The sequence below is a fragment of the Hymenobacter sp. HSC-4F20 genome, from assembly GCF_019599275.1.
Taxonomy (GTDB): Bacteria; Bacteroidota; Bacteroidia; order Cytophagales; family Hymenobacteraceae; genus Hymenobacter.
Genome location: NZ_JAHZTD010000001.1, coordinates 781,997 through 803,076, shown reverse-complemented (window position 1 = coordinate 803,076; position 21,080 = coordinate 781,997). Strand labels below are relative to the sequence as shown.

Annotated in this window: 24 protein-coding genes; 11 read left to right on the top strand and 13 right to left on the bottom strand. The window is 57.0% G+C overall.

Annotated elements, in window-relative coordinates:
• The first annotated feature begins 30 nt into the window (after positions 1 to 30).
• A complete protein-coding gene (leuS, locus tag K3G63_RS03420) occupies positions 31 to 2,808 on the top strand; it encodes a leucine--tRNA ligase (RefSeq protein ID WP_220612682.1) in 2,778 nt (925 codons plus the stop codon).
• A gap of 261 nt (positions 2,809 to 3,069) precedes the next feature.
• Here the strand turns inward: leuS and K3G63_RS03415 are convergent, their stop codons facing one another.
• The 5 genes from K3G63_RS03415 to K3G63_RS03395 form a co-directional block, all read right to left on the bottom strand.
• Positions 3,070 to 3,720, bottom strand: coding sequence for an NAD(P)-dependent oxidoreductase (locus K3G63_RS03415; protein ID WP_220612681.1), 651 nt, complete (start codon positions 3,718 to 3,720; stop codon positions 3,070 to 3,072).
• A 70-nt stretch (positions 3,721 to 3,790) separates the two neighbouring features.
• On the bottom strand, positions 3,791 to 4,234 hold the full coding sequence (locus tag K3G63_RS03410) for an Rrf2 family transcriptional regulator (protein ID WP_220612680.1): 444 nt from the start codon (positions 4,232 to 4,234) through the stop codon (positions 3,791 to 3,793).
• A 288-nt stretch (positions 4,235 to 4,522) separates the two neighbouring features.
• Complete coding sequence (locus tag K3G63_RS03405; RefSeq protein WP_220612679.1) at positions 4,523 to 4,885, bottom strand: MmcQ/YjbR family DNA-binding protein; 363 nt, start codon at positions 4,883 to 4,885, stop codon at positions 4,523 to 4,525.
• 84 nt (positions 4,886 to 4,969) lie between these two features.
• A complete protein-coding gene (locus tag K3G63_RS03400; RefSeq protein ID WP_180754489.1) occupies positions 4,970 to 5,143 on the bottom strand; it encodes a DUF6728 family protein in 174 nt (57 codons plus the stop codon).
• Between the two features lie 263 nt (positions 5,144 to 5,406).
• Positions 5,407 to 7,173: a long-chain fatty acid--CoA ligase gene (locus tag K3G63_RS03395; RefSeq protein WP_220612678.1), complete on the bottom strand. Its 1,767-nt coding sequence runs from the start codon at positions 7,171 to 7,173 to the stop codon at positions 5,407 to 5,409.
• Between the two features lie 396 nt (positions 7,174 to 7,569).
• Here K3G63_RS03395 and K3G63_RS03390 point away from each other — a divergent pair, with 396 nt between their 5' ends.
• Positions 7,570 to 8,025: a nuclear transport factor 2 family protein gene (locus tag K3G63_RS03390; protein ID WP_220612677.1), complete on the top strand. Its 456-nt coding sequence runs from the start codon at positions 7,570 to 7,572 to the stop codon at positions 8,023 to 8,025.
• Positions 8,026 to 8,125: 100 nt separating this feature from the next.
• On the opposite strand, the gene K3G63_RS03385 is transcribed toward K3G63_RS03390, so the two are convergent.
• The 5 genes from K3G63_RS03385 to ispG all read right to left on the bottom strand — a co-directional run bounded on the left by K3G63_RS03385 (position 8,126) and on the right by ispG (position 12,567).
• The gene (locus K3G63_RS03385; protein ID WP_220612676.1) at positions 8,126 to 8,446 is read right to left on the bottom strand and encodes a DUF6984 family protein; all 321 of its coding nucleotides are present in this window, start codon (positions 8,444 to 8,446) and stop codon (positions 8,126 to 8,128) included.
• Between the two features lie 77 nt (positions 8,447 to 8,523).
• On the bottom strand, positions 8,524 to 9,219 hold the full coding sequence (locus K3G63_RS03380; RefSeq protein WP_220612675.1) for an epimerase: 696 nt from the start codon (positions 9,217 to 9,219) through the stop codon (positions 8,524 to 8,526).
• A gap of 32 nt (positions 9,220 to 9,251) precedes the next feature.
• Complete coding sequence (locus K3G63_RS03375) at positions 9,252 to 9,644, bottom strand: contact-dependent growth inhibition system immunity protein (protein ID WP_220612674.1); 393 nt, start codon at positions 9,642 to 9,644, stop codon at positions 9,252 to 9,254.
• 34 nt (positions 9,645 to 9,678) lie between these two features.
• Complete coding sequence (locus K3G63_RS03370) at positions 9,679 to 9,978, bottom strand: hypothetical protein (RefSeq protein ID WP_220612673.1); 300 nt, start codon at positions 9,976 to 9,978, stop codon at positions 9,679 to 9,681.
• A gap of 531 nt (positions 9,979 to 10,509) precedes the next feature.
• A complete protein-coding gene (ispG, locus tag K3G63_RS03365) occupies positions 10,510 to 12,567 on the bottom strand; it encodes a (E)-4-hydroxy-3-methylbut-2-enyl-diphosphate synthase (RefSeq protein WP_220612672.1) in 2,058 nt (685 codons plus the stop codon).
• Positions 12,568 to 12,748: 181 nt separating this feature from the next.
• Between ispG and K3G63_RS03360 the strand changes: the two genes are divergently transcribed.
• Positions 12,749 to 13,240, top strand: coding sequence for a TlpA disulfide reductase family protein (locus K3G63_RS03360; RefSeq protein ID WP_220612671.1), 492 nt, complete (start codon positions 12,749 to 12,751; stop codon positions 13,238 to 13,240).
• A 121-nt stretch (positions 13,241 to 13,361) separates the two neighbouring features.
• Positions 13,362 to 13,985, top strand: a complete 624-nt coding sequence (locus tag K3G63_RS03355) for a thioredoxin family protein (RefSeq protein ID WP_220612670.1) — start codon at positions 13,362 to 13,364, stop codon at positions 13,983 to 13,985.
• 73 nt (positions 13,986 to 14,058) lie between these two features.
• On the opposite strand, the gene K3G63_RS03350 is transcribed toward K3G63_RS03355, so the two are convergent.
• The gene (locus K3G63_RS03350; protein WP_220612669.1) at positions 14,059 to 14,718 is read right to left on the bottom strand and encodes an NAD(P)H-binding protein; all 660 of its coding nucleotides are present in this window, start codon (positions 14,716 to 14,718) and stop codon (positions 14,059 to 14,061) included.
• Between the two features lie 99 nt (positions 14,719 to 14,817).
• Positions 14,818 to 15,795 (bottom strand): NAD(P)H-quinone oxidoreductase, encoded by a 978-nt coding sequence (locus tag K3G63_RS03345; protein ID WP_220612668.1) that lies wholly within the window; start codon positions 15,793 to 15,795, stop codon positions 14,818 to 14,820.
• A 117-nt stretch (positions 15,796 to 15,912) separates the two neighbouring features.
• Here K3G63_RS03345 and K3G63_RS03340 point away from each other — a divergent pair, with 117 nt between their 5' ends.
• From K3G63_RS03340 to K3G63_RS03330, 3 genes are all read left to right on the top strand, one after another.
• The gene (locus tag K3G63_RS03340) at positions 15,913 to 16,419 is read left to right on the top strand and encodes a hypothetical protein (protein WP_220612667.1); all 507 of its coding nucleotides are present in this window, start codon (positions 15,913 to 15,915) and stop codon (positions 16,417 to 16,419) included.
• A gap of 114 nt (positions 16,420 to 16,533) precedes the next feature.
• Positions 16,534 to 16,875, top strand: coding sequence for a hypothetical protein (locus K3G63_RS03335; protein ID WP_220612666.1), 342 nt, complete (start codon positions 16,534 to 16,536; stop codon positions 16,873 to 16,875).
• 179 nt (positions 16,876 to 17,054) lie between these two features.
• Positions 17,055 to 17,387 (top strand): hypothetical protein, encoded by a 333-nt coding sequence (locus tag K3G63_RS03330; RefSeq protein WP_220612665.1) that lies wholly within the window; start codon positions 17,055 to 17,057, stop codon positions 17,385 to 17,387.
• A gap of 382 nt (positions 17,388 to 17,769) precedes the next feature.
• Here the strand turns inward: K3G63_RS03330 and K3G63_RS22695 are convergent, their stop codons facing one another.
• The gene (locus K3G63_RS22695; protein ID WP_259404245.1) at positions 17,770 to 17,898 is read right to left on the bottom strand and encodes a hypothetical protein; all 129 of its coding nucleotides are present in this window, start codon (positions 17,896 to 17,898) and stop codon (positions 17,770 to 17,772) included.
• A gap of 372 nt (positions 17,899 to 18,270) precedes the next feature.
• Between K3G63_RS22695 and K3G63_RS03325 the strand changes: the two genes are divergently transcribed.
• From K3G63_RS03325 to K3G63_RS03310, 4 genes are all read left to right on the top strand, one after another.
• On the top strand, positions 18,271 to 18,423 hold the full coding sequence (locus K3G63_RS03325) for a hypothetical protein (protein WP_220612664.1): 153 nt from the start codon (positions 18,271 to 18,273) through the stop codon (positions 18,421 to 18,423).
• Between the two features lie 687 nt (positions 18,424 to 19,110).
• A complete protein-coding gene (locus K3G63_RS03320; protein WP_220612663.1) occupies positions 19,111 to 19,527 on the top strand; it encodes a hypothetical protein in 417 nt (138 codons plus the stop codon).
• 32 nt (positions 19,528 to 19,559) lie between these two features.
• A complete protein-coding gene (locus K3G63_RS03315; RefSeq protein ID WP_220612662.1) occupies positions 19,560 to 19,766 on the top strand; it encodes a hypothetical protein in 207 nt (68 codons plus the stop codon).
• Positions 19,767 to 20,683: 917 nt separating this feature from the next.
• Positions 20,684 to 21,034 (top strand): hypothetical protein, encoded by a 351-nt coding sequence (locus K3G63_RS03310; protein WP_220612661.1) that lies wholly within the window; start codon positions 20,684 to 20,686, stop codon positions 21,032 to 21,034.
• The last annotated feature ends 46 nt before the right edge of the window (positions 21,035 to 21,080 follow it).

Here is a 21,080-nt window from a genome sequence, read left to right as displayed (position 1 = left end):
TTTTCGCCGGCTACAACGAAGCTGTACATCATGCCCGGTTACCATCCCCAGGATATCGAGAAGAAGTGGCAAGCCCACTGGAAAGAGCACAATACGTTCAAGGCTGAAAACCAGCCTGATAAGCCTAAATACTACGTGCTGGATATGTTTCCCTACCCCTCCGGGGCCGGGCTGCACGTAGGCCACCCACTGGGCTACATTGCCTCCGATATTGTCTCGCGCTACAAGCGCCTGCAGGGCTTCAACGTGCTGCACCCCATGGGTTTCGATTCGTTTGGCCTGCCCGCCGAGCAGTACGCCATCCAGACCGGGCAGCACCCGGCTATTACCACCGAGCAGAACATTGATACCTACATCCGGCAGCTTAACTCTCTGGGGTTCAGCTACGACTGGAGCCGGGAGGTACGCACCTCTGACCCCAGCTACTACAAATGGACGCAGTGGATTTTCCTGAAGCTGTTCAATAGCTGGTACAACCTCGACACCGACCGCGCCGAGCCGCTGAAAACCCTGCTCGACAAGTTTGCCGAAAACGGCAGCCAGGGTGTGCGCGCCGCCGGCGACGAGGAAGAGCGCCACGATTTCACGGCCGGCCAGTGGCAGATGTGGAGTGAGAAGCAAAAGCTGCAGGCCGTGCACCCCTACCGACTCGCCTACCAGTCAGACACCTACGTGAACTGGTGCGCCGGCCTGGGCACGGTGCTCTCCAATGACGAGGTGAAAGATGGCCTCTCCGAGCGCGGAGGGTTCCCCGTGGAACGTCGGTTAATGCCGCAGTGGAACCTTCGCATCACGGCCTACGCCGACCGTCTGCTCCAGGGACTCGATACCATCGACTGGCCCGAGGCTGTCAAGGAGATGCAGCGCAACTGGATTGGCAAGAGCATCGGGGCCGAGGTGACGTTTGCGGTGCAGGGCCACGAGCAGGCACAGATTAAGGTGTATACTACGCGTGTGGATACCATTTATGGCGCTACGTTCCTGGTGCTGGCTCCTGAGCACGAGCTGGTGCAGCAACTCACCACACCTGAGCAGCAGGCCTCCATCCAGGAGTATATCGATGCCACCAAGCGCCGCTCGGAGCGTGACCGGATGGCCGATACCAAAACGGTATCGGGCGCTTTCACCGGTGCCTACGCCCTAAACCCATTCACGAACGAGCCCATCCAGATCTGGATTGCCGACTACGTGCTGGCGGGCTACGGCACCGGCGCCGTGATGGCCGTGCCCAGCGGCGACCAGCGCGACTATGTGTTTGCCAAGCACTTCAACCTGCCCATCGTGCAGGTAGTAGACCAGCAGCAGATTGAGGAGCAGGCCGACCCGACCAAGGAAGGCACCTACCTGCACGGCCTCATCCAGAGCATGGGATATAAGGAAGCCACCCAAACCCTGATTCAGCAGCTCGAAGCGCGCGGCATCGGCAAGGGCAAAGTAAACTTCCGCCTCCGCGATGCCATCTTCGGCCGCCAGCGTTACTGGGGTGAGCCCATTCCGATTTACTACAAGGACGGTGTGGCCTACGGCGTAGCTGAAGCCGACCTACCCCTGGTACTCCCAGAAATCGACGAGTACAAGCCCACCGAAACCGGCGAGCCGCCCCTGGCCCGCGCCAAGGATTGGAAATACAAGGGCCAGTACGACTACGAGTTGAGCACCATGCCCGGCTGGGCCGGCTCCTCCTGGTACTTCCTGCGCTACATGGACCCCGAAAATCAGGAGCGTTTTGTGGGCCAGGAGGCCGAGCAGTACTGGCAGCAGGTAGATTTATATCTGGGTGGTGCAGAGCACGCTACGGGTCACTTGCTCTACTCCCGCTTCTGGCACCTCTTCCTCAAAGACCTTGGCCTGGTAACCGCCAATGAGCCCTTCCAAAAGCTCATCAACCAGGGCATGATTCTGGGTCGCTCGAACTTTGTGTATCGCATCAACGGTACTAATACGTTCGTGACCCTAGGCAAAAAGGATCAATATCAGACTACTGCTTTGCACGTCGATGTGAACATCGTCAACAACGATATTCTCGATACTGAAGCCTTCAAGAAGTGGCGTCCTGACTACGCCACGGCCGAATTTATTCTTGAAGACAACGGCACCTACGTAAGTGGGTGGGAGGTCGAGAAAATGTCAAAAGCGAAGTTTAACGTAGTAAATCCTGATGTACTGGTTGGTCAGTACGGGGCGGATGCGTTGCGCTTGTACGAGATGTTCCTCGGGCCGCTGGAGCAGTTCAAGCCCTGGAATACCAACGGCATGAGTGGGGTAGCGGGCTTCCTCAAGAAGCTCTGGCGCCTCTACCACCCCCAGGACGGTGACTTTGCTGTAACCGACGAAGCACCGAAACCCGCCGAGCTGAAGGCCCTGCACAAGGCCATCAAGAAGGTGGAAGAGGACATTGAGAAGTTCTCGTTTAACACCACCGTCAGCGCTCTGATGATTACCGTGAACGAACTGACGGCTCTGAATACGCATAACCGCGCCATTCTGGAGCCGCTCGTGGTGCTCCTCTCGCCCTACGCCCCGCACTTGGCCGAGGAGCTGTGGCAGAAACTCGGTCACGAGGCCGGGTCTATCAGCTCTGCCTCCTACCCCGAGTTCAAAGAGGAATACTTGGTAGAAGATACTGTGAACTACCCGGTAGCCATCAACGGCAAAGTGCGCGAGCAACTGCAGTTCCCGGCCACCGCCACCGCCGCCGAAATCGAGGCTGCCGTGCGCGCCACTGATATTCTGGCCCGCTACGCTGAAGGCAAAGAAGCTAAGAAGGTGATTGTGGTGCCCGGTCGCATGGTGAACGTGGTAGTATAGGTTTTTTTAGCTGTTAGCTGCTGGCTATTAGCTGTCAGCAAAAAGGCCCACTGGATAACTCCAGCGGGCCTTTTTATATTTATTATCTGTCATGGCGAGGACGCAGGACGAAGCCACCCTTTCTGACCAACGCCCTACCCCCTAAGATGTGACCAGCCCCTGATGATTGTGATACCATCAGGGGCCGGTCATAGTAGGAAGCGTGTCACGGGTGAGGGGAAGGATGGCTTCGTCCTGCGTCCTCGCCATGACAGATAGTACTTAGTACGCCGCTGTGAAGCGCTGGCGGATGTGCTCGGGGTTTTCTACCTCGTCGAGGAGGACGATGGCCAGGTCTTCGGCGGAGAGGATGCTGCGGCCCTCTTCGTTGAATACGGGGCTTTCGGTGCCGAGGCGGTAGTGGCCGGTGCGGCCCGTGGTAATGCCCTGGTGCATCTCAATGGCGGGGCTGAAGAACGTCCAGTCGAGGGTAGTGTTCTGCTTTAGCTCATTGAGGTAGTCGCGGGCGGCGGTAGCACCGGGCTTATACTCCTCTGGGAACTGTGGGCCGTCCACTAACTGCTGCCCGTTGATGTAGAGGCTGCCAGCTCCACCAATAGCAATCAGGCGCTTCACTCCCGATTTTTCCGTGGCCGCTTCAATGTTGCGGGAGCCTTGCAGGAAATCTTGGTAGAGGTTGGGGTTTGCCCAGCCGGCATTAAAGGAACTCAGCACCACGTCGTGGCCGGCCAGCTGCTGGGCCAGCTCGTCTACCTGGTTTACGTCGCCGGTTACCACCGTCAGGTTTTCGTGTTGCTCCGTGAGCTTGGCGGGGTCGCGCACAATGGCTGTTACCTGGTGGCCGCGGTTGAGGGCTTCGTGCAGCAGTTTCGGACCAACAAAGCCGGTAGCACCAATGAGGGCAATTTTCATACGCATGAAAGTGAAATGAGAAGTATAAAGTGGTTGTAACTGCGTTTGTTACAATCCAGGGCAAAAAAATTTACGAGGCTTGTTTGTCCTGCAACAGGATTTCGGTGGTGACTTGCTGCAGGGTTACGCCGGCCAGTACCTGTTCCAAAGCGTTTTGCGCCCGCAGCAGGGTAGTGTCAAGCGCGGCCTGAATATTGCGACCCACCAAGCAGGCCTGCAGGGGCTTGTCGTGGACGCTGAACAATTGTCCTTCCTCAACTACCTCCACGGCCCGGTACACATCGAGCAAGGAAATGGCGGCCGGTTGGCGCGTCAGGAAGGTACCGCCCGAAGCGGGGCGCACTTCCACCAGACCAGCCTTTTTGAGCTGCCCCAGCAGCCGCCGTATCACGACGGGATTGGTATTCACGCTCCCCGCCATCCGCTCCGACGTCAGCAATACATCATCCTCCTGCTGCAAGGCCAGCAAGGAAAGAACATGGACGGCGACGGAGAAACGGCTGCTAATCTGCATGATCAGGGGTAGGCGACGCCTTTGCGCTAGCAACTACTACCACGCGGCGAGGCAAATATACAGCTGTAACTACAATAGTTACACTAAGGTTTTAAAAATTGAAAAGCTTACCGAAAAGTGGCAGATGCTGATTATGCCCAAAACAACGCCGCCTGTCATCCTGAGCGGAGCGAAGGACCTCTACCGTGAGTAATCTATTACCACTACAACGAAGCGGTAGAGGTCCTTCGCTCCGCTCAGGATGACAGTTGGTGGCAGCCTTCCTCCCGTTCATATTGTCCTCCAAGGTTACTCTTGCTCAGCAGCGGCCAGCTCTTCCCGCTGTTTCCGGGGTAGGGAGGCGCGCACCAGGTCATATGAATGGTCGATCAGCTCGCGCAACTGCCGGCTGGGAATGCCTGTGCCCATGAGCACGGTGTTCCAGTGCTTCTTGTTCATGTGGAAGCCCGGTAGCACGTACTCGTACTGCTCACGCAGTTCCTGGGCTCGCTCCGGGTCACACTTCAGGTTAATGCTAGCGAAGGTGTTGATGTCAGTAAGGGCGAATACCTTGCCTGCTACTTTAAATACCAGCGTATCGGGGCCGAAGGGCGTTTCTTCGGTGACGCCGGCTTTCAGCAGGCAGTAGTCGCGGAAGTCTTCAATGTTCATGGCCGCTAAGTAAACCGATAAACGCAAAAAGACCGCCGGACTGGAGAGAGGAGCCGGGCGGTCTTCTATAAGAAAGGCTGGAAACTAGCGGAGAAACCAGCGGTAGAGCAGAATGATAAACCCTACCAGGAACATGGCCATGCTCAGCTTATTAATGAAGTGCATGGTGCGCAGGTTGAAGTTGGTGTGGCGGGTAGGATCAGGCTTGCGGAAAAAGTAACCGAGAGCCGGACCGAAGTTAAACAGGTCTTTGCGCATGATTGAAGTGCTGTCTGGTACGCTTTGATAACATCCGCCGGGGCAGAAAGATTTACAATCCGCAAGATATTCATTCGTCTATATCCGGGGCAGGAAGGCGGGCCGGCTTCGTTGTTTTCACACTATCAAAAGCCCCCATTTGTCATCCTGAGCGGGAGCGAAGGACCACTACCGTTAGTAATCCATTACCCCTACAACGAAGCGGTAGAGGTCCTTCGCTCCCGCTCAGGATGGCAGATAGGGGCTTCTCAGAATGATGTTCCTTATCGGAACAGTGACTCAATCCGCTGTTGGTTGTTCTGGCTCACAATTTTGCGCTTCACTTTCATAGTGGGCGTCAGCTCACCCGACTCTACGCTCCAGAGGGTAGGTAGCAGGGCCACTTTCTTGATTTGCTCCCATTGGGCGAAGGCCGCGTTGGCCTGCTGCACCAGTTGCTCGTAGAGCTGTTGCACCTGGGCGTGGGCGGCCAGGGCGGCGTCGGAGAGGTCGGTAGGCAGGTTGTGGCTTTTGGCCCAGGCCCGCAGCTCGGCGAAGGCCGGCACCAGCAGGGCCGCCGCGTACTTTTCCCCCTCGCCCACTACCATTACCTGCTCCACCAGCGGCGATTCCGAAATCTTGGATTCCAGGGGCTGCGGGGCCACGTACTTGCCGTTAGAAGTCTTGAACATCTCCTTCTTGCGGTCCGTGATTTTGAGGAATTTGCCCTGCACGAACTCGCCAATGTCGCCGGTGTGCATCCAACCTTCGGCGTCAATCACCTCGGCCGTGAGATCGGGGCGGTTGTAGTAGCCCTGCATCACGGAGGGCGAGCGGGTCAGGATTTCCCCGTCGGGGGCAATTTTCACCTCTACACCGGGAATAACAGGGCCTACCGCGCCAATAAAGTTACCTTCGGCTACAGGCTGGGAGGCGGCAATTACGGGCGCGGTTTCCGTCATGCCGTAGCCTTCCATCACGGGAATGCCGGCGGCCCAGAACACCCGCGCCAGGCGCGGCTGCAGGGCTCCGCCCCCGCTCACGATGTAGCGCACCTGTCCGCCCAATGCTTCGCGCCACTTACTGAACACCAGCTTGTTGGCAAGGGCCAGCTGCGTGTTGTACCAGAAGCCTTGGTCTTGCTGCGTGTCGTAGCGCAGGCCCAGGTCCAGGGCCCAGAAGAAGAGCTTTTTCTTGGCGCCGGTCAGCTTCTGGCCCTGGGCTACAATCTTGTCGTAGATTTTTTCGAGCAGGCGGGGCACGGTGGTAAATACCTGGGGCTGCACCTCGCGCAGGTTATCAGCAATGCGCTCTACGCTTTCGGCGTACCACACGCTAAAGCCCAGCAGCAGGTATAGGTAGGTGGCAGTGCGCTCGAAAATATGGCTGAGCGGCAGAAAGCTGAGCGCCTTCTGGCCCGCCGGCATGGGTAGGTAGCCGGTCAGGTTCTCGCAGTTATACAGAATGTTGCGGTGGCTGAGCATCACGCCCTTGGGCCGCCCCGTAGTGCCAGAGGTGTAAATCAGGGTCAGCAGATCATCGGGCTGCACGGCGGCTTTCAGCGCCTCCAGCTCCGCCGGGTTTTCACCCTGACCCAGCGCCAACAGCTCGCCGAAATGGCCTACCCCTTCCACCTTGTCGAAGGTGAAGATATGCTCCGGGCCGTGTTCTAGGCCTGCTACGGCCTGCTGCACCCGGCCCAGCAGCTTCTTGTCCTGCACCAGCACCACGCGCACGCCGGCATCCTGGAAGATGTGGCGGTAGTCCTCCACCGTAATGGTAGGGTACATGGGCACGCTCACGGCCCCCAGCTGAGCAATGCCAAAATCAGCAATGACCCACTCGGGCCGGTTAGCCGAAATGATGGCCACTTTGTCGCCGCGCCCGATGCCGAGTTGGCGTAGGCCCAGGCTAACCTGGTTGCTAAGCTCCTGCACGCGCGTAGTGCTGAGCGGCTGCCAGGTGCCGGACTTCTTTTCAACCAGACAATCGGCCTGGGGTGAGATGGTTACTAGGTGGGTAAGCAGGTCGAAGGTGCGGCGGATTTCCATGCAAAGGCAAACGAACAAGGGCTACAGTTGGATTCCTTGCTCCCGCAAAAATAGCCTGTTTGAGCCGCTACGAGGGGGTAGCCCATAATTTTACGGTAGCGTTGAATGACGGAAGCAAGAGCTGATAGTAATGTATTGTTGCTTTATCTATCACTTACACTTGTCGCTATCATTTACACCTGTATGTACACCTGTCATCCTGAGCGGCGCGAAGGACCTCTACCTCTGGCTAATTAAAAGAAGTTACCCCCGGTAGAGGTCCTTCGCGCCGCTCAGGATGACAACGATTGGTGCCCTACTAGATTTCTGCCCTACTCAACATTAGTTACTCCTCTACCTCAACCGCAACGTGTGCATTCAAACTGCGTCTTTGCTCACACTCAACTTTCCTACCCCATGAAGCACCTGCTACTCCCCGGCCTGCTCCTGGCCGCTACCCCCGCCCTGGCCCAAAAACCGGCCAACGAAACCGAGGCGGTAAAGCGCACCATCCAGACCTTCTTTGAGGGCATGCGCAAGGGCGACAGCACAATGGTGCGGGCCACCTTAGCTCCCGGCGCCGTGTTTCATACCATCAGTACCAAAGGCGGCCAGACCCAGCTGCGGCCCGAGAATCCGGCGAGCTTCGTGAAGATGGTGGGCACCCCGCACAAAGAGGTGTATGATGAGCGCATCACCTTCGATAAAATTCTGATTGACGCCAACCTGGCCAGCGTCTGGACGCCCTACGAGTTTTACGTGGGCAGCACCTTCAGCCACTGCGGCTACAACTCGTTTCAGCTGGTAAAGCTGGCCGACGGCTGGAAAATTGCTCACGTCATCGACACGCGCCGCAAGGAGAAGTGCAAGTAGCGGGGCGGTGCTGTCATTCTGAGCGCAGCGAGGAAGCTGGGTTTACTATGTAAGGCAAAACCCAGATTCCTCGCTGTGCTTGGAATGATAGTTTATAGGCTTAAAAAGCCGGAATACGCTTTACGGGCGTGTCATCTACTTTCCAGCAATCCAGCTCGTACAGCTCCCCGACCTGATCCAGGTACAGCGACACGAGCACCGGCACGCCGTCTTCGTCCAGAAACTGGGTGGTGGCTAGCTGCTGACCGAGGCGCCGATGAGGGGTAGCGCTGAGGAAACGAAGGCTGCCGGTTGCCTCGGCCGCTACCTCCGTCACTCGCACCGTATGCAGGGCCGCCAGCAGATGCTCCGCCTCCGGGGCATCCCGTAGCAGATAAATCAGCAGGCCAAGTTCCGGCAGGTTAAGAGGGCGCTGGTGCATGCTTCCGGGCCTGCCTTTGGTTGGTTTCTGCAGAAAGTCAGGCCGAGGAAGTATACGAACAGTCTGCTGCCTGAGTCCTACCCCTCCGATATCGACGAAGCCTGCCGCTGTTGCAGGTTGGCCAGTGCCACAATATCGGGCACTTCCAGCACCTTGCGCAGATACCCGCGTTGGGCCACCCGAATCATGGCTTGCCCGACCTCCGCCAAAGTAGATACGAAACGGGGCGTTACAGCCCGCAGCACCGGGTACAGCCAGTCGAAGTACTTGTAGTACGACAGTACGTGCTGCTGGCCCGGCGTAGCCTTCATAAAGCCCGGCCGGAACATATAGGCATCCTGGAAACCCAGTTGCAGCAGGGCGTTTTCGGTTTCGCCCTTTACGCGGGCCCACATCTGGCGACTTTTCAGAGTGCCATCGGTGCCGGCGCCCGACACGTAGCAGAAGGTTAGGCCGGGGTTGCGGGGTAGCAGCGTTTGGGCGAAGTGCAGGGTCAGGTCGTAGGTGAGGCGGCGGTACTCCGGCTCTTTCATTCCCACCGACGACACGCCCAAACAGAAAAAGCAGGCGTTGTAGCCTGTCAACTGGTCCTGAATCGGCGTCAGGTCCTGGAAGTCCGCGTGCAGGATTTCCCGCAGCTTGGGGTGCTGCCGGCCGCTGGGCTTGCGGCTCACGGACAATACCTGCTCTACCTCCGGGTTGTTCAAACATTCCAGCAGCACGCCCTCTCCCACCATGCCGGTCGTGCCGGTTACTATCACACGTAGTTTCATGGGGTAGCAGACGGATGAGCGACGCGGATGTTTTACGCCTGTATAAATTGTTGAATAGATACCTGAATCGCCTTGGTTCCTTTTACTTTGATTCTGTCGGCATGCTGGTTGAATATGCCCAGCATAGCTTGTTTGGCCATTGGATTTTTTACCCAATACTCTTGATCAATTCGTAGCACACTCATCAATAAATCTCCTTCATACAAATCTCCTTCAGCTAAAGGATCATCTGTCAGGATATGGATAGCTAAAGGGACTATGTATTGAAGGCCAATCTGCTGTCCAACTAATAATCGAAGTTGCTCGACGGACAATACACCAAGAGGGATTTTTCGATATACCTGGCACTTACGAAGCAAATTAGTAGGTACATCAGGAGACAATGTGTGCCCCTCTAGCTGTTCGAGCGTTTGGTGTAGGTGCATATACATTAAAAGATCGTAAGCTAGCTATTGACCATTAATCCCCTAACCCCATCAGGCCACATTCTGCATTAACTGCTTGCTGTAAAATGCACATAAAACTTGTGCGCTCAGCCTGTAACGTTTTCCCATATGGTTGCTGCTGTAGCTGTTGCAGCATCCTTGCTACAATCTCACTTCCCCAACGCAGCCTGCTGTAATAATCAAACCACGGAGCAATTATGCCTTCTGCTTGGAGTAGGAAAAACAGTTCATCCTCCATACCTCCGATGCGCTTCAGTTCTGAACTTCTACCAGATGAATTTTGGCTATCGTGAATTAGATATAAGTCCAGCATCTTTTGGGGAACTGCTTGGTGAGTAAACGCTACAGTTCTTTAATATCCACGCGGGTTAGTACTAGGCTGTTCTTCGTTATCAAGGTTTCTAATAAATCTCCCTCACAACGAAGCTGTCCTTTGTCGGATATAATTTCCAGGTAGTGGAGGTTATTAAATTCCTCAGCACCCGTTTTAAGACTGGGGTCGAGGTTTGCAATTGTTTGATAGGTAGTGCAGAACCCACTGCCAATAGTTACGCAATGCCCTTTGCGAAGCCGTATTGCTACTATTCCAGTCTGCGGGTCGAACGTACAAGTATCCGTAGCGGCGCCACCGCGCTTGATTGTGTGGGCTACGGCCCGCGTGCTGAAGAAGCCGCGCGGGGAGGTAGACAGCAGCTTATACCGTAGCAGCAAGTCGTGGTTCGTTCTATTGTAGACTACGAACCGATTGGTAAACGAGCAGGCGTTCAATAACGGGAGCAGCAACAGGCAGCCGGCAAATGTCGCCGCCCGTTGCAAATAACGCATTGTTATGCTGCTTGTCATCCTACCCCACCACCGGCTCCTCCAATCGTACCGGCTCAATCCATTTGCCATCCTCGCGCATGAGGTCGATGAGTTGGTCCACGGCTTGCTCTTCGGGCACGGATTTCTTGATGACTTCCTGGCCGCGGTAGAGGGCAATTTTGCCTTTGCCCACGCCCACGTAGCCGTAGTCGGCATCGGCCATTTCGCCGGGGCCGTTCACGATGCAGCCCATGATGCCGATTTTCACGCCCTTCAGGTGGTCGGTGCGCTTGCGGATCATGGCGGTGGTTTCCTGCAGATCAAACAGGGTGCGGCCGCAGCTGGGGCAGCTGATGTACTCCGTCTTGCTCATGCGGGTGCGCGCCGCCTGCAGGATGCCGAAGGAGAGCTGATTGAGCTGGTCGATGGTCTGGAGCCACTCGGCTTTGGGGCGCTCGGGCAGCAACTCGGTGCTGAGCACTACCCCGTCGCCGAGGCCATCGAGGAGCAAACCGCCCACGTCGGTGGCGGCGTAGAGCTGGGTTTGCTCGGGCGTGAGGGCGGGGTACTGGCGGTTGATGAGTACGGGGTTCGTAACGCCGCTGTGCAGTAGCCGGAAGAAGGCCCGCCGGATTTCCGGCATGGCATGGGCGTTATCCGTGTGCAGGATGAGGACGGCCGTGGTATCCTGGCGCAGCTGCTCCAGGGCGGCGGGCGTGAGCGAAGCCAGGTTCTGGAACACGAAGTTCAGCTCCGGGTGCCGGGCGCCGGCGGCGGCGTACTCAACTGGCGTGAGCACGGGGTAGTGCTCGGAGCGCTGGCCGCCATCCAGCCAGGCAGAGTAATCCACTACCTCCTTCAGGCCGTTGGGCAGCATAAACGGAATGGGCCGCTGGCCGGAGTACACGTAGTCGGCCCCGAGGTCGTTCATCTGGAACTTGTCGAGGAAGGCGGAGTAGAGGTGGCCGGCGGCGCGCAGGTCGGCGTACTCCAGGCCCGGCAGGCGCGAGAGGTCGGCCATCACCCGGGGCACGTTCTGCCCGCCCAGGTTCAGCACCTCGCGCGTAACGCGGCGGTGGTACTGGAAGGGGTCAATCGGCGATAGAGCAGCGTCGTTGCTGATTAGCTCCGGCTTGAACTCGTGCGCTCCAGCCGTAGCCCCCGCCGTAAAATCGTTGGTTAGCGGGGCAATGGGCTTGGCCTCCTGGGCGCGGGTAGTGTAGCGGTCAATCAGGGCGCGAGCCACGGGCGCTTCGGCTTCCGGCGCTTCGGTGAGCGACACGCGCACGGTGTCGCCAAGGCCATCTTCCAGCAACGTGCCAATGCCCACGGCGCTCTTGATGCGGCCATCCTCAGCCTCACCGGCTTCGGTTACGCCCAGGTGCAGGGGGTAGGGCTGCAGGCCTTCTTCATCGAGCTTCTGCACCAGCAGGCGGTAGGCCTGCACCATCACCTGGGTGTTGCTGGCCTTCATGCTCAAGACCACGTTGTAGTAGTTTTCCTCCTCGCAGAGGCGCAGAAACTCCAGCGCCGATTCCACCATACCCAGCGGCGTATCGCCGTAGCGGCTCAGGATGCGGTCCGAGAGGGAGCCGTGGTTGGTGCCGATGCGCATGGCCGTGCCGTACTGCTTGCAGATTTGCACCAAGGGCCGGAACCGCTCCCGGATGCGCTCCACCTCGGCGGCGTAGGTAGCATCGGTGTACTCAATGACGTCGAACTTCTTTTTGTCGGCGTAGTTGCCCGGGTTCACGCGCACCTTCTCCACGATGCGGGCGGCCAGCTCCGCAGCGTTGGGCGTGAAGTGAATGTCGGCAATGAGGGGCACGTTGCAGCCACGCTTGCGCAGCTCCTTCTTGATTTCCAGCAGGTTCTGGGCCTCCTTTACGCTGGGAGCCGTAATGCGCACGTACTCGCAGCCGGCCTCCACCATGCGCAGGGTTTGCTCCACCGAGCCCAGCGTATCCATAGTGTCCACGGTGGTCATGCTCTGTACCCGAATGGGGTTGAGCCCGCCCATGGGCAGGTCGCCGAGCTGGACTTCGCGGGACAAACGGCGCTTGTATTCGGTGAGGCTGGGGCAATAGATCTTATTCATAACCCGATGGGGAGGCTTTTTCAGAGGAATAACAAAGGTAAGCAAGGATTGTGCTCAACATAGGGGTAGGAAATGACGATGGTCGTTCAACGCCAAGACTCGAAGAGTCTTTATACTCGTTTAGCTAGCCGCAACTTCTGGCTGGCTCAACTGTCTTTACTGTAACTCCTACCCTTTTATCATGAACCAACTGAAATTTCTTGTGCTGGCCGCTGCCTTCCTCCTCCTAGCGTTGCCCGGACAGGCCCAGAAAGTGGACGTTATTAAGCTGCCCGAGCTGCAGAAGCGCCTGAGCCGGCCTACGGATACCACGTACGTGGTCAACTTCTGGGCTACCTGGTGCGCGCCCTGCGTGAAGGAGCTGCCCCACTTCGACCAGCTCACGACCACCTACGCCAAGCAGAAAGTGAAAGTGTTGCTGGTAAGCATGGACTACGCCTCCCAGCTCGACAAGAAAGTGAAGCCCTTCGTGCAGAAGCGGGGCCTGAAATCGGAAGTGGTGCTACTCAATGAAACCGACCCGAATACCTATCTTGACAAGGTAGACACCAAGTGGACCGGGGCCCTGCCGTTTACCATCATCCTGAACAACGCCAAGCACAAGCGTGCCACGTTTGAGCAGGAACTATCGGCTGAGGAATTGCAGAAACAGCTGCAAGCTTTCGTGAAATAACTCTCATTTCCGCGCTGAGCGAGGAACCTAGGGTAGACTGTTGAATGATAAACCTAGATTCCTCGCTTAGCGCGGAATGACACCCACATCTTTCTTCCTTCACCTTTTTTCCAGTCATCTTATGAAAAAGCTTCTTCCTTTTCTGGCGGCTTGCTTGGTGCTGGCCTTGAGCAGCTTTATCGTGCTTCGGCCGGCGGATGCGGGGTACCAAGTGGGCGACAAAGCCGCCGACTTCAAGCTCCGGAACGTGGACGGCAAGATGGTATCGTTGGCTGATAACAAGGCCGCCAAGGGCTACATTGTGGTGTTTACCTGCAACACCTGCCCCTACGCCAAGGCCTACGAGCAGCGCATCATCGACTTGAACACCAAGTACGCCGCACAGGGCTACCCCGTGGTGGCCATTAACCCCAACGACCCCGCCGTAGCGCCCGGCGACTCCTTCGCCGACATGCAGAAGCGGGCCAAGGATAAGAAGTACGCCTTCCCCTACCTCCAGGACGAAACCCAGCAGGTAGCACGGCAGTACGGTGCTACCCGCACGCCCCACCTGTACGTACTCACCCGCCAGGGCAACGACTTCGTAGTGAGCTACATTGGGGCCATCGACGACAACTCTGAGGACGCCAAACTGGTGAAGACCAAGTATCTGGAAAACGCCATGACCGACATCATTGCCGGTAAACCGGCCTCGGTAAACTCCACTAAAGCCATTGGCTGCACCATCAAGTGGAAGCGGGTGTAGCCTCGTTTTGCAGTTACTACCCATCAAAAAGCCCGCTATTCGGCGGGCTTTTTTTGTGGGCTGTCATGGCTAGTTACGCCGCTTGTCCGGCCCGGGTGAAGACTCCCTCCAGCGTATCGGTGCTGATGCCGGGCGTTTCATCGAGGGCCGCGTTGATCATGGCCTGGGCTACTATGCGGGCATGTACCGGGCGGTAGCCTCGCAGCGGCGGCACCGCGCCTACCACCGAGGCCAGCACCAACCCTACCTTCTCGCCCAGGCGCACCTGGGCGCGGCCGCCAGCCAGTACCCCGGGCTGCAGAATCCGGATGCGCTGGAAGGGCAGCCGCTTAATGTCGCGCTCCAGCTCTCCCTTCATCCGGTTGTAAAACACAAAGGAATCCGCATCAGCGCCAGCTGAGGAAACCAGGACAAAGGTTGAAACGCCGTTGGCAGCGGCAGCCTGGGCCGTGCGGTACTGGTAGGTATAATCGACTTTGTACTGGGCCTGCTGACTGCCGGCCTGGCGCAGCGTGGTGCCCAAGGTCGAAAACAGTACGTTGCCGGTGAGCAGTTCGTGCCAGCTCTGGAGCTGATCGAAATCCACTACGTGCTCTTCCAGCTTGGGGCTCTGGTAGCCCGTAGGGCGGCGAACAAACACCTTGAGGCGGTCAAAGCGGGCATCGAGCAGTAGTTGCCGCAGCAGGTGGTCGCCCACCAGCCCGGTGGCGCCAATAAGAAGAGCAGTGCGCATACACAAAAGGAAAGACGTTGGAAGATAAGCGAAGGGTAGCCCAGCCAGCCGAGGAAAACAGGTGAGGTGGCGCAGGCTAGGCAATGAAACGAATTACGGTCAGTCGCCCACGGTCAGCACCACTTTGCCAATGTGGGTGCTGCTTTCTAGCAGGCGGTGTGCCTCCGCGGCAGCGGCCAGCGGCATGGTGGTGTGCAGAACGGGCCTAAAGTGCCGCTCTGGCAGCAGGGGCCATACGTGGCGCTCTACCTCGGCAGCCAGGGCCGCCTTAAATTCGGCGGAGCGGGGGCGCAGCGTGCTGCCCGTAATGGTCAGGCGGCGGGCCATTACCTCCAGGGCATTAAACGGAGCGGTGCTACCCTGCATAGCATTAATAAACACGAGGCGGCCATCGTCGCGCAGCAGGCGCAGGTTTTTAGCCGTGTAGTCGCCGCCAATCATATCCAGAATCACATCGGCCCCGCCGGCCTCTGCCACTACCATTTCAAAATCTTCTTCCCGGTAGTTTACCACTACGTCGGCCCCCAGCGCTTGTACGGCCGCCCCCTTCTCGGCCGAGCCCACTGTAGTAACTACGCGGCTGCCCAGAACGTGGGCCAGCTGCACGGCCGTCACGCCGATACCGCTGCTGCCGCCGTGTACCAGCAAGGTTTCGCCGCGCTGCAGCTGGCCCCGCTGAAACACGTTGTGCCACACGGTAAACACCGTTTCCGGCAGACTGGCTGCCTCCGAGAAGGTCCAGCCTTCGGGCAGGGGTAGGCAGTGGCGGGCGTCTAGTGCAGCGTATTCGGCGTAGCCACCCTGGGCCAGCAGGGCGCACACCGCGTCGCCGACTTGCCAGCGCGTGACGGCCGCGCCGCACTGCTCCACGACTCCGGCTACCTCTAACCCTGGCACCAACCCGCTTACGTCGCCGCTGCCGCGGTACTTGCCCTGGCGCAGCAGTATATCGGGGCGGTTAACGCCGGCGGCGTGCACCCGCACCAGCACCTGATGAGGAGCGGGCTCCGGGCGGGGCAGGTGGTGCAGGGCCAGCACCTCGGGCCCTCCAGGTTCCGTAATCACAATGGCATTCATAGGCAGGAAGGCAAAAACTAGCGTACGTCAGCAACTACCCAAGCTGCCGGAAGTTTCTCTACGTTTTCAATGGCAACCCGTGTTTGCCTTAGCCGGTCAATTTTCGTTTCTAGTCTTATGAAAAATATTTCGCTGTTTCCTCACTTTCTCCGCACCGCCGGACAACTCACCGGCCTGGCCGCCTGGCAAACGGGCCGGCTGTTTCGCAAAGCCGCTGCTTCCGCCCTGGAATCGGTGCAGGAAGTGCTGCGGGCGGAGGTGCAGAAGGGCAATGTGCAGCTCGTGCGCGACTTTCTTACCAACAAAGCTCTACCGGCCGTGCGCACCCTGCTGCTGGAGCGCATGACGGCCCGCTTGCTGGTTCGCCTGGGGCTGCGGGGCGCCCTTGCCTCCAGCGTGGTGGGCTGGATTTTACCTCTGGTTCTCGAACAACTTATTAAGACAGGGCAGCGTATGGGAATCTTCGACAAGCTCCGCAGTAGTGCCTCAGTTCAGGAAGCTACCGCGCGCCTGGAGGACTTAAAAACTGCGACGTGGAAGCGCCTCAATCCGGACTACGGCTCTGGGGCTACCGTGCTGCCTGATGACGCAAAATTCCCCCCCGAGCTTCCGCCCAAAACCTGACAGAAACCAAAGCAAGATGTTAAAAATTCCCTACTCTGATTTTACTATAAATTATCATTTTTCGGGCCCCAGAGGGCAATCCGGCCGCATTTAAAGGTGCGTAAGTGGCCCGCAATGAAACGCCCCATCACCTCTTCGGAAGCAACGTCCTCTCCCTTTCCGCCTGCCCGCACCGCCCTGCGCGAATTATACCGCACAGTCCGCCATCTGCACTACACCGATCCATACGCCCAAGCCCGCCTGGCCCGCATTGCCGATCAGGCCGAATACTTTCTGCAAGCTTGGCCTGCCAATGAGTGGCCGGAGAACCTGCATGCCACCCAGGCCCTGCCCCCGCGCGAGGTATTACTAGCCTGGGTGGCCACAGCCAAAAGCGAATCTACCCGTCCTTGGACATACGCTGTCTGGCAGCAAGCCACAACCCTGCTACTGGCTACCTTGGTCCCTTTCACCTAACTGAACTCATAACAGTACCGCACTGAATGTCAGGGCTTATACTACAGAGTTGGGGCATTCAGTGCGTTTATCTTTGGTAGCACGGCTATTGCAATGTTATTTTACGTATATAGTATATAAGTATTTCTCTACATTCTCGACAGTGCCCCCGCGCCCTCGAACCTATTCACATCGTTTCTATGAACCATACCCTGCCTCTGGCTCAGCTTCAGCGCCTTTATCACCAGTTATCTAGCCTGCAGCAGAACGAGCCTACCCATCAGAAGCAATTACAACAGGCGGTACAATTCTTTATTGATGAAATTTTCTCCCTGCCCTACGGTCGCTTCCTGCACCTAGATGGTCCCGTCCTCCGTCAGCAATTTGCCTACCTCGACACCTTGCACCAGCAGTTGGAGCAGGGCCACTTGCAGCTAAGCCTCCCTGCCAACTGGCAGTTGGTGCTGGGCCAGATGCAACTGGTTTTAGAGGGAGTTATTTCGGCCGAAGCAGAGCACCGCTCCCAGCAATAGGAGCCGGTATCTATCATCATTCCGGAGTGCACGCACAGGTGTAGTTGCAAACTGCTCTTTCCACTTCAGTAAGAACAATGCTGCCGGCGCTATTTGCCTGGTAGTTGCTGCATTCACCGAATGACTTTGCGGCCGGCCACGGCCAGGAGTAGGCAGAAGTGAACCCTGACCAAATTACGCGGAGAGCTGAGGCAGTAATCAGGGTTGCGGGCAAGCTAATACGCTGTGTCCTGGCCGACGTTTAGGCCGTCGGTGAGTACTGGCACGGACTTACTGGCCACCCAGGCTATGCTAGAAGCTACCGCCGCTGGCCACGGAAGGAGAGGCGCCAAAAAGCCCCCGGCCGGGTGAGCCGGGGGCTTTTCAAGACGTATAGGCTACGCTAGTGAACCGATTTATCCCAGACGGAGGCTTCATACCAGGCCCGGCGCTTCTCCATCTGCCGCAATTGGGCCGTCCCGTCACCCGGCCTCGGGCGAAACAGGCCTACTACAAAGGTTATCAGTGCCATACAAGTCAAGATAAGGGTGCAGGTTTTTTATTACTACTAATTAAGACATATTTTATCTTATAATTGTTACAATATTTTTCTATTACTGGAAAGAGAATATGTTATACTTTCCCAACTGGGCCACACCTAGGGCTTTAGGCTAGTTGCAGCGCCGGACTACAACAGGCCAGCAACGGTAGTACAGACGAAGGGGAGTCTTCCGGGTAAAGTTTGGCCAGCGTCAAGTGGCAGCTCAGGAGCCGGCGGGGAACTCATGCCGTCTTAGAGGACGCAGTGGGGCAGCTCCTCATAGACCAGGGCTTGCGGAGCGTAGTATTACTGCTTGTCCGCTATAAGAGCACCAGAAAAAGAGTAGCTTTGAAACCCCTATATATGTCTTGGCCTTACTCATGGCGGCTCCTGCCCTTCTCTCCCGGCTTCGCCCCCTGCCCCTACCAGATAGGGGCTACCGAAGCCTACGAGGTGATTATGAGCACCCACCTGCATCGTGTACCGTGCTCCACACACGTGAAGAATATCCGGTAGAAGGATGGGGTACTTCTTACCCTCCTGCTTAGCGCAGGCCTAGCCATGCGAGTTGGTTATACAAGGGCCAGATTCATTTGCACGTCTGACTATCCTGAGCGTTCTGGCACCCTTATGTAAAATCCCCGGCCTGAATGAGCCTACAGGCAAAACAATATGGTGACCTCACAGCAGCACAAATACGACATATGGGCCTCTAATCTACTTTTTCTGGCCTTCGGGCTTAGCGTCGGTATGGGTTACCTCCGCCATCGGGGCTATTTTGCCAACGACCTACAGCCCAAGGATTACATCACCTTGTACCTCATCAATCCTATTTTGCTGGCCTGTTATTACTACATTCGAAAAGGACTTCGGCCAGTAAAGACCTTATTCCTGACACTATATGGCCTAGTGCTGATACAGATTATACGCACTGGAAGCCCTGTTTTTTCCGACGCTTCCCTGAAGACCTTCGACTTTGTATCGCAGCACTTTCTGCAACTGGGAGCCAGCCTCCTCATGCTCCTAAGCCTCTGGTCATCAAAGCACTCCGGCAATCAGCCCTCTCGCACTGCTTCAGGTGCTACTACCAGCCGTTGAAGAGGCGGCGGCGGAACCAGCCGGCCGATGAGGAGTGGAGTATGCAGTTGCTGAAGATACTGTTACGGAAGTAAGTATTCCCTTTTACCCTTTACCCACTCTCCTATGCCTAGACTCCTACGCCTTCTGCTGCTAAGCCTGACACTGCTGGCAGCCGCTTGTCAGAAAGATAACAGCGAGCCAAAACCCTCCATAGAAGGCCGCTGGACCCTTAAGCGCCTAGTGACTTATATGTATGATGCCAACGGGAAGTTATTGACACAAACAACTGACTCCACTTCCACGGCTCTTACTTTTTACACCGTCATTTCCAAAGATTCGATCCGCCATTATAGTGTGACGGACAACTTCCCGCTGGGCGGCAGCAAGCTCACCTACCTCAATGCCAATAGCTTTACCTATGATCAGGGTACGGTCGTCATCAAAGAACTTACGGCCCATACATTGGTGCTACGCTATATCCCCGAGAGAAAAATTGCGGGTCAACCTTATTTTGAAGGGGATGACGTCTACTCGCGCTAAAGCAGCAGGCCAGCGCTAGGAGCCATTACCTCATGTCGGCTTCTCACCATGCCTTCCGGCCACGCCAGCAGCAGGTGCCGCTGGCGTGGCTAGCGTCGACGTTGGTGGCCCGCTTCCGCTATTCTCATTTGCCTTCCTTCTGGCAACACTTCTACCTTGTCGCTACCCTTCTCCCTCACTACCATGGCCCACAGCGTGGGCACCGCAACGCCGGTGGCCAACTCCTCCCTAGTGGGTAACAGTACCAGCCAGGGCCAGCGAGAATCTGGCATTCCAGATAGCCGCAGTTGTATCCGAAAATGACGAGAAAGTCTTTACCGTAGGCCACCCTATTTCTACTCTATACCTCAACGCCTACTTTCCCTTCTGCTGCTAAGCCCGCCGCTGCTTACCGTCGCTTGTCAGCAAGAGAATGTTCTCCCGGAATCTACTCCCGCCCTGGAAGGCCGCTGGAATTATCTTAACACCACTACCTCCCATTTTAACCGCTCTGGTGCTTTGACCGGTACCCGCACGATTGCGGAAGGCCCTTCCTACCGCCAGATCAAGGGGGTACGATGCCCTATTTTGCCCGCCTGACCACTTTACCTTTCGCCTCCACCACACTAGAACGCCGCGGCTCTTTGGTTACAGCAGGTTCAAAGTTATTGTGCGTAAGCACGCCTCAGAGAAGCTGAGTATACGCTATTTTAAGACGTGTATAGCAGCGAACAGCAGGTATACGGATCGGAAGATAACTACACCCGGTGAAGGGCTTCTCCCGACGATAGAGAACATCTTCCCAGCAGGTGGTACAGGCCGGCATCTGCCACTGACACTACCTTATCCAGAGCGCAGGCCCCCGCGCTGGGCAAAGCAGGAGCGCCACTCGGTTCTACAGCCGTGCCCCTGTACTAGTGTAACAAAATTAGAAGCCTATACCCTGTATATTAACGTAGCCGAGGCGGAAAAGCTCCTGGGCAGAGGCGGATGAGGAAAAAGTATCAATACTCCTTTTGGACCGGATTTCTCTGCGGGGCACTGCTGGTGTGTTTGCTGTGGCTGGCATGGCTGTATTGGTGCTCCGGTACAGAGCAGTAGCAGTGGATATAAGCGGCAAGTGGCGCATTCTTTGTAGAGGCAAAGGCAACCTTCCTTTTCTTCTACTTCTCTTCTTATGCGTACTCTCCTACATGTACTCCTTGTTGCCGCTCTACCCCTGTGCCGGTTGACGGCGCAGACCCAAGCTGCTCCCAACGCCGCCACGACCCGTACTCCCGACGAGTATAGCACTGCCACCATCCGCCAGCATAATTCGCGGGAGTGGATTCTACTGGCTACCGATGCACACCTGCCCAAATCCCAGGACTACGTTCAGGACGCGCAAGGCAAAACGCGGGTCTGGAAATCCCAGGCAGCTGTTCTTAACTATCTGGCCCAACAAGGCTGGTTTATTTCTCCCATAGGTGTTGAGGCAACTTCTGGCTTTAGCCTCTTCCACTACCTGCTGCGCCGCCCGGCTCAATAAACCGGGCTAAGCCCGCATATGTAGTACATCCTCCCAGAAGGGGTTT

Coding starts and splice junctions, on each gene's coding strand:
- K3G63_RS03350 (WP_220612669.1), bottom strand. CDS start 14,718: ATGCGCACTGCTCTTCTTATTGGCGCCACCGGGCTGGTGGGCGACCAC.
- K3G63_RS03390 (WP_220612677.1), top strand. CDS start 7,570: ATGAAGCACCTGCTACTCCCCGGCCTGCTCCTGGCCGCTACCCCCGCC.
- K3G63_RS03380 (WP_220612675.1), bottom strand. CDS start 9,219: ATGAAACTACGTGTGATAGTAACCGGCACGACCGGCATGGTGGGAGAG.
- K3G63_RS03320 (WP_220612663.1), top strand. CDS start 19,111: ATGCCTAGACTCCTACGCCTTCTGCTGCTAAGCCTGACACTGCTGGCA.
- ispG (WP_220612672.1), bottom strand. CDS start 12,567: ATGAATAAGATCTATTGCCCCAGCCTCACCGAATACAAGCGCCGTTTG.
- K3G63_RS03330 (WP_220612665.1), top strand. CDS start 17,055: ATGAACCATACCCTGCCTCTGGCTCAGCTTCAGCGCCTTTATCACCAG.
- K3G63_RS03325 (WP_220612664.1), top strand. CDS start 18,271: ATGTCTTGGCCTTACTCATGGCGGCTCCTGCCCTTCTCTCCCGGCTTC.
- K3G63_RS03340 (WP_220612667.1), top strand. CDS start 15,913: ATGAAAAATATTTCGCTGTTTCCTCACTTTCTCCGCACCGCCGGACAA.
- K3G63_RS03415 (WP_220612681.1), bottom strand. CDS start 3,720: ATGAAAATTGCCCTCATTGGTGCTACCGGCTTTGTTGGTCCGAAACTG.
- K3G63_RS03345 (WP_220612668.1), bottom strand. CDS start 15,795: ATGAATGCCATTGTGATTACGGAACCTGGAGGGCCCGAGGTGCTGGCC.
- K3G63_RS03375 (WP_220612674.1), bottom strand. CDS start 9,644: ATGCACCTACACCAAACGCTCGAACAGCTAGAGGGGCACACATTGTCT.
- leuS (WP_220612682.1), top strand. CDS start 31: ATGCCCGGTTACCATCCCCAGGATATCGAGAAGAAGTGGCAAGCCCAC.
- K3G63_RS22695 (WP_259404245.1), bottom strand. CDS start 17,898: ATGGCACTGATAACCTTTGTAGTAGGCCTGTTTCGCCCGAGGCCGGGT.
- K3G63_RS03355 (WP_220612670.1), top strand. CDS start 13,362: ATGAAAAAGCTTCTTCCTTTTCTGGCGGCTTGCTTGGTGCTGGCCTTG.
- K3G63_RS03400 (WP_180754489.1), bottom strand. CDS start 5,143: ATGCGCAAAGACCTGTTTAACTTCGGTCCGGCTCTCGGTTACTTTTTC.
- K3G63_RS03315 (WP_220612662.1), top strand. CDS start 19,560: ATGTCGGCTTCTCACCATGCCTTCCGGCCACGCCAGCAGCAGGTGCCG.
- K3G63_RS03385 (WP_220612676.1), bottom strand. CDS start 8,446: ATGCACCAGCGCCCTCTTAACCTGCCGGAACTTGGCCTGCTGATTTAT.
- K3G63_RS03405 (WP_220612679.1), bottom strand. CDS start 4,885: ATGAACATTGAAGACTTCCGCGACTACTGCCTGCTGAAAGCCGGCGTC.
- K3G63_RS03410 (WP_220612680.1), bottom strand. CDS start 4,234: ATGCAGATTAGCAGCCGTTTCTCCGTCGCCGTCCATGTTCTTTCCTTG.
- K3G63_RS03360 (WP_220612671.1), top strand. CDS start 12,749: ATGAACCAACTGAAATTTCTTGTGCTGGCCGCTGCCTTCCTCCTCCTA.
- K3G63_RS03310 (WP_220612661.1), top strand. CDS start 20,684: ATGCGTACTCTCCTACATGTACTCCTTGTTGCCGCTCTACCCCTGTGC.
- K3G63_RS03370 (WP_220612673.1), bottom strand. CDS start 9,978: ATGCTGGACTTATATCTAATTCACGATAGCCAAAATTCATCTGGTAGA.
- K3G63_RS03335 (WP_220612666.1), top strand. CDS start 16,534: ATGAAACGCCCCATCACCTCTTCGGAAGCAACGTCCTCTCCCTTTCCG.
- K3G63_RS03395 (WP_220612678.1), bottom strand. CDS start 7,173: ATGGAAATCCGCCGCACCTTCGACCTGCTTACCCACCTAGTAACCATC.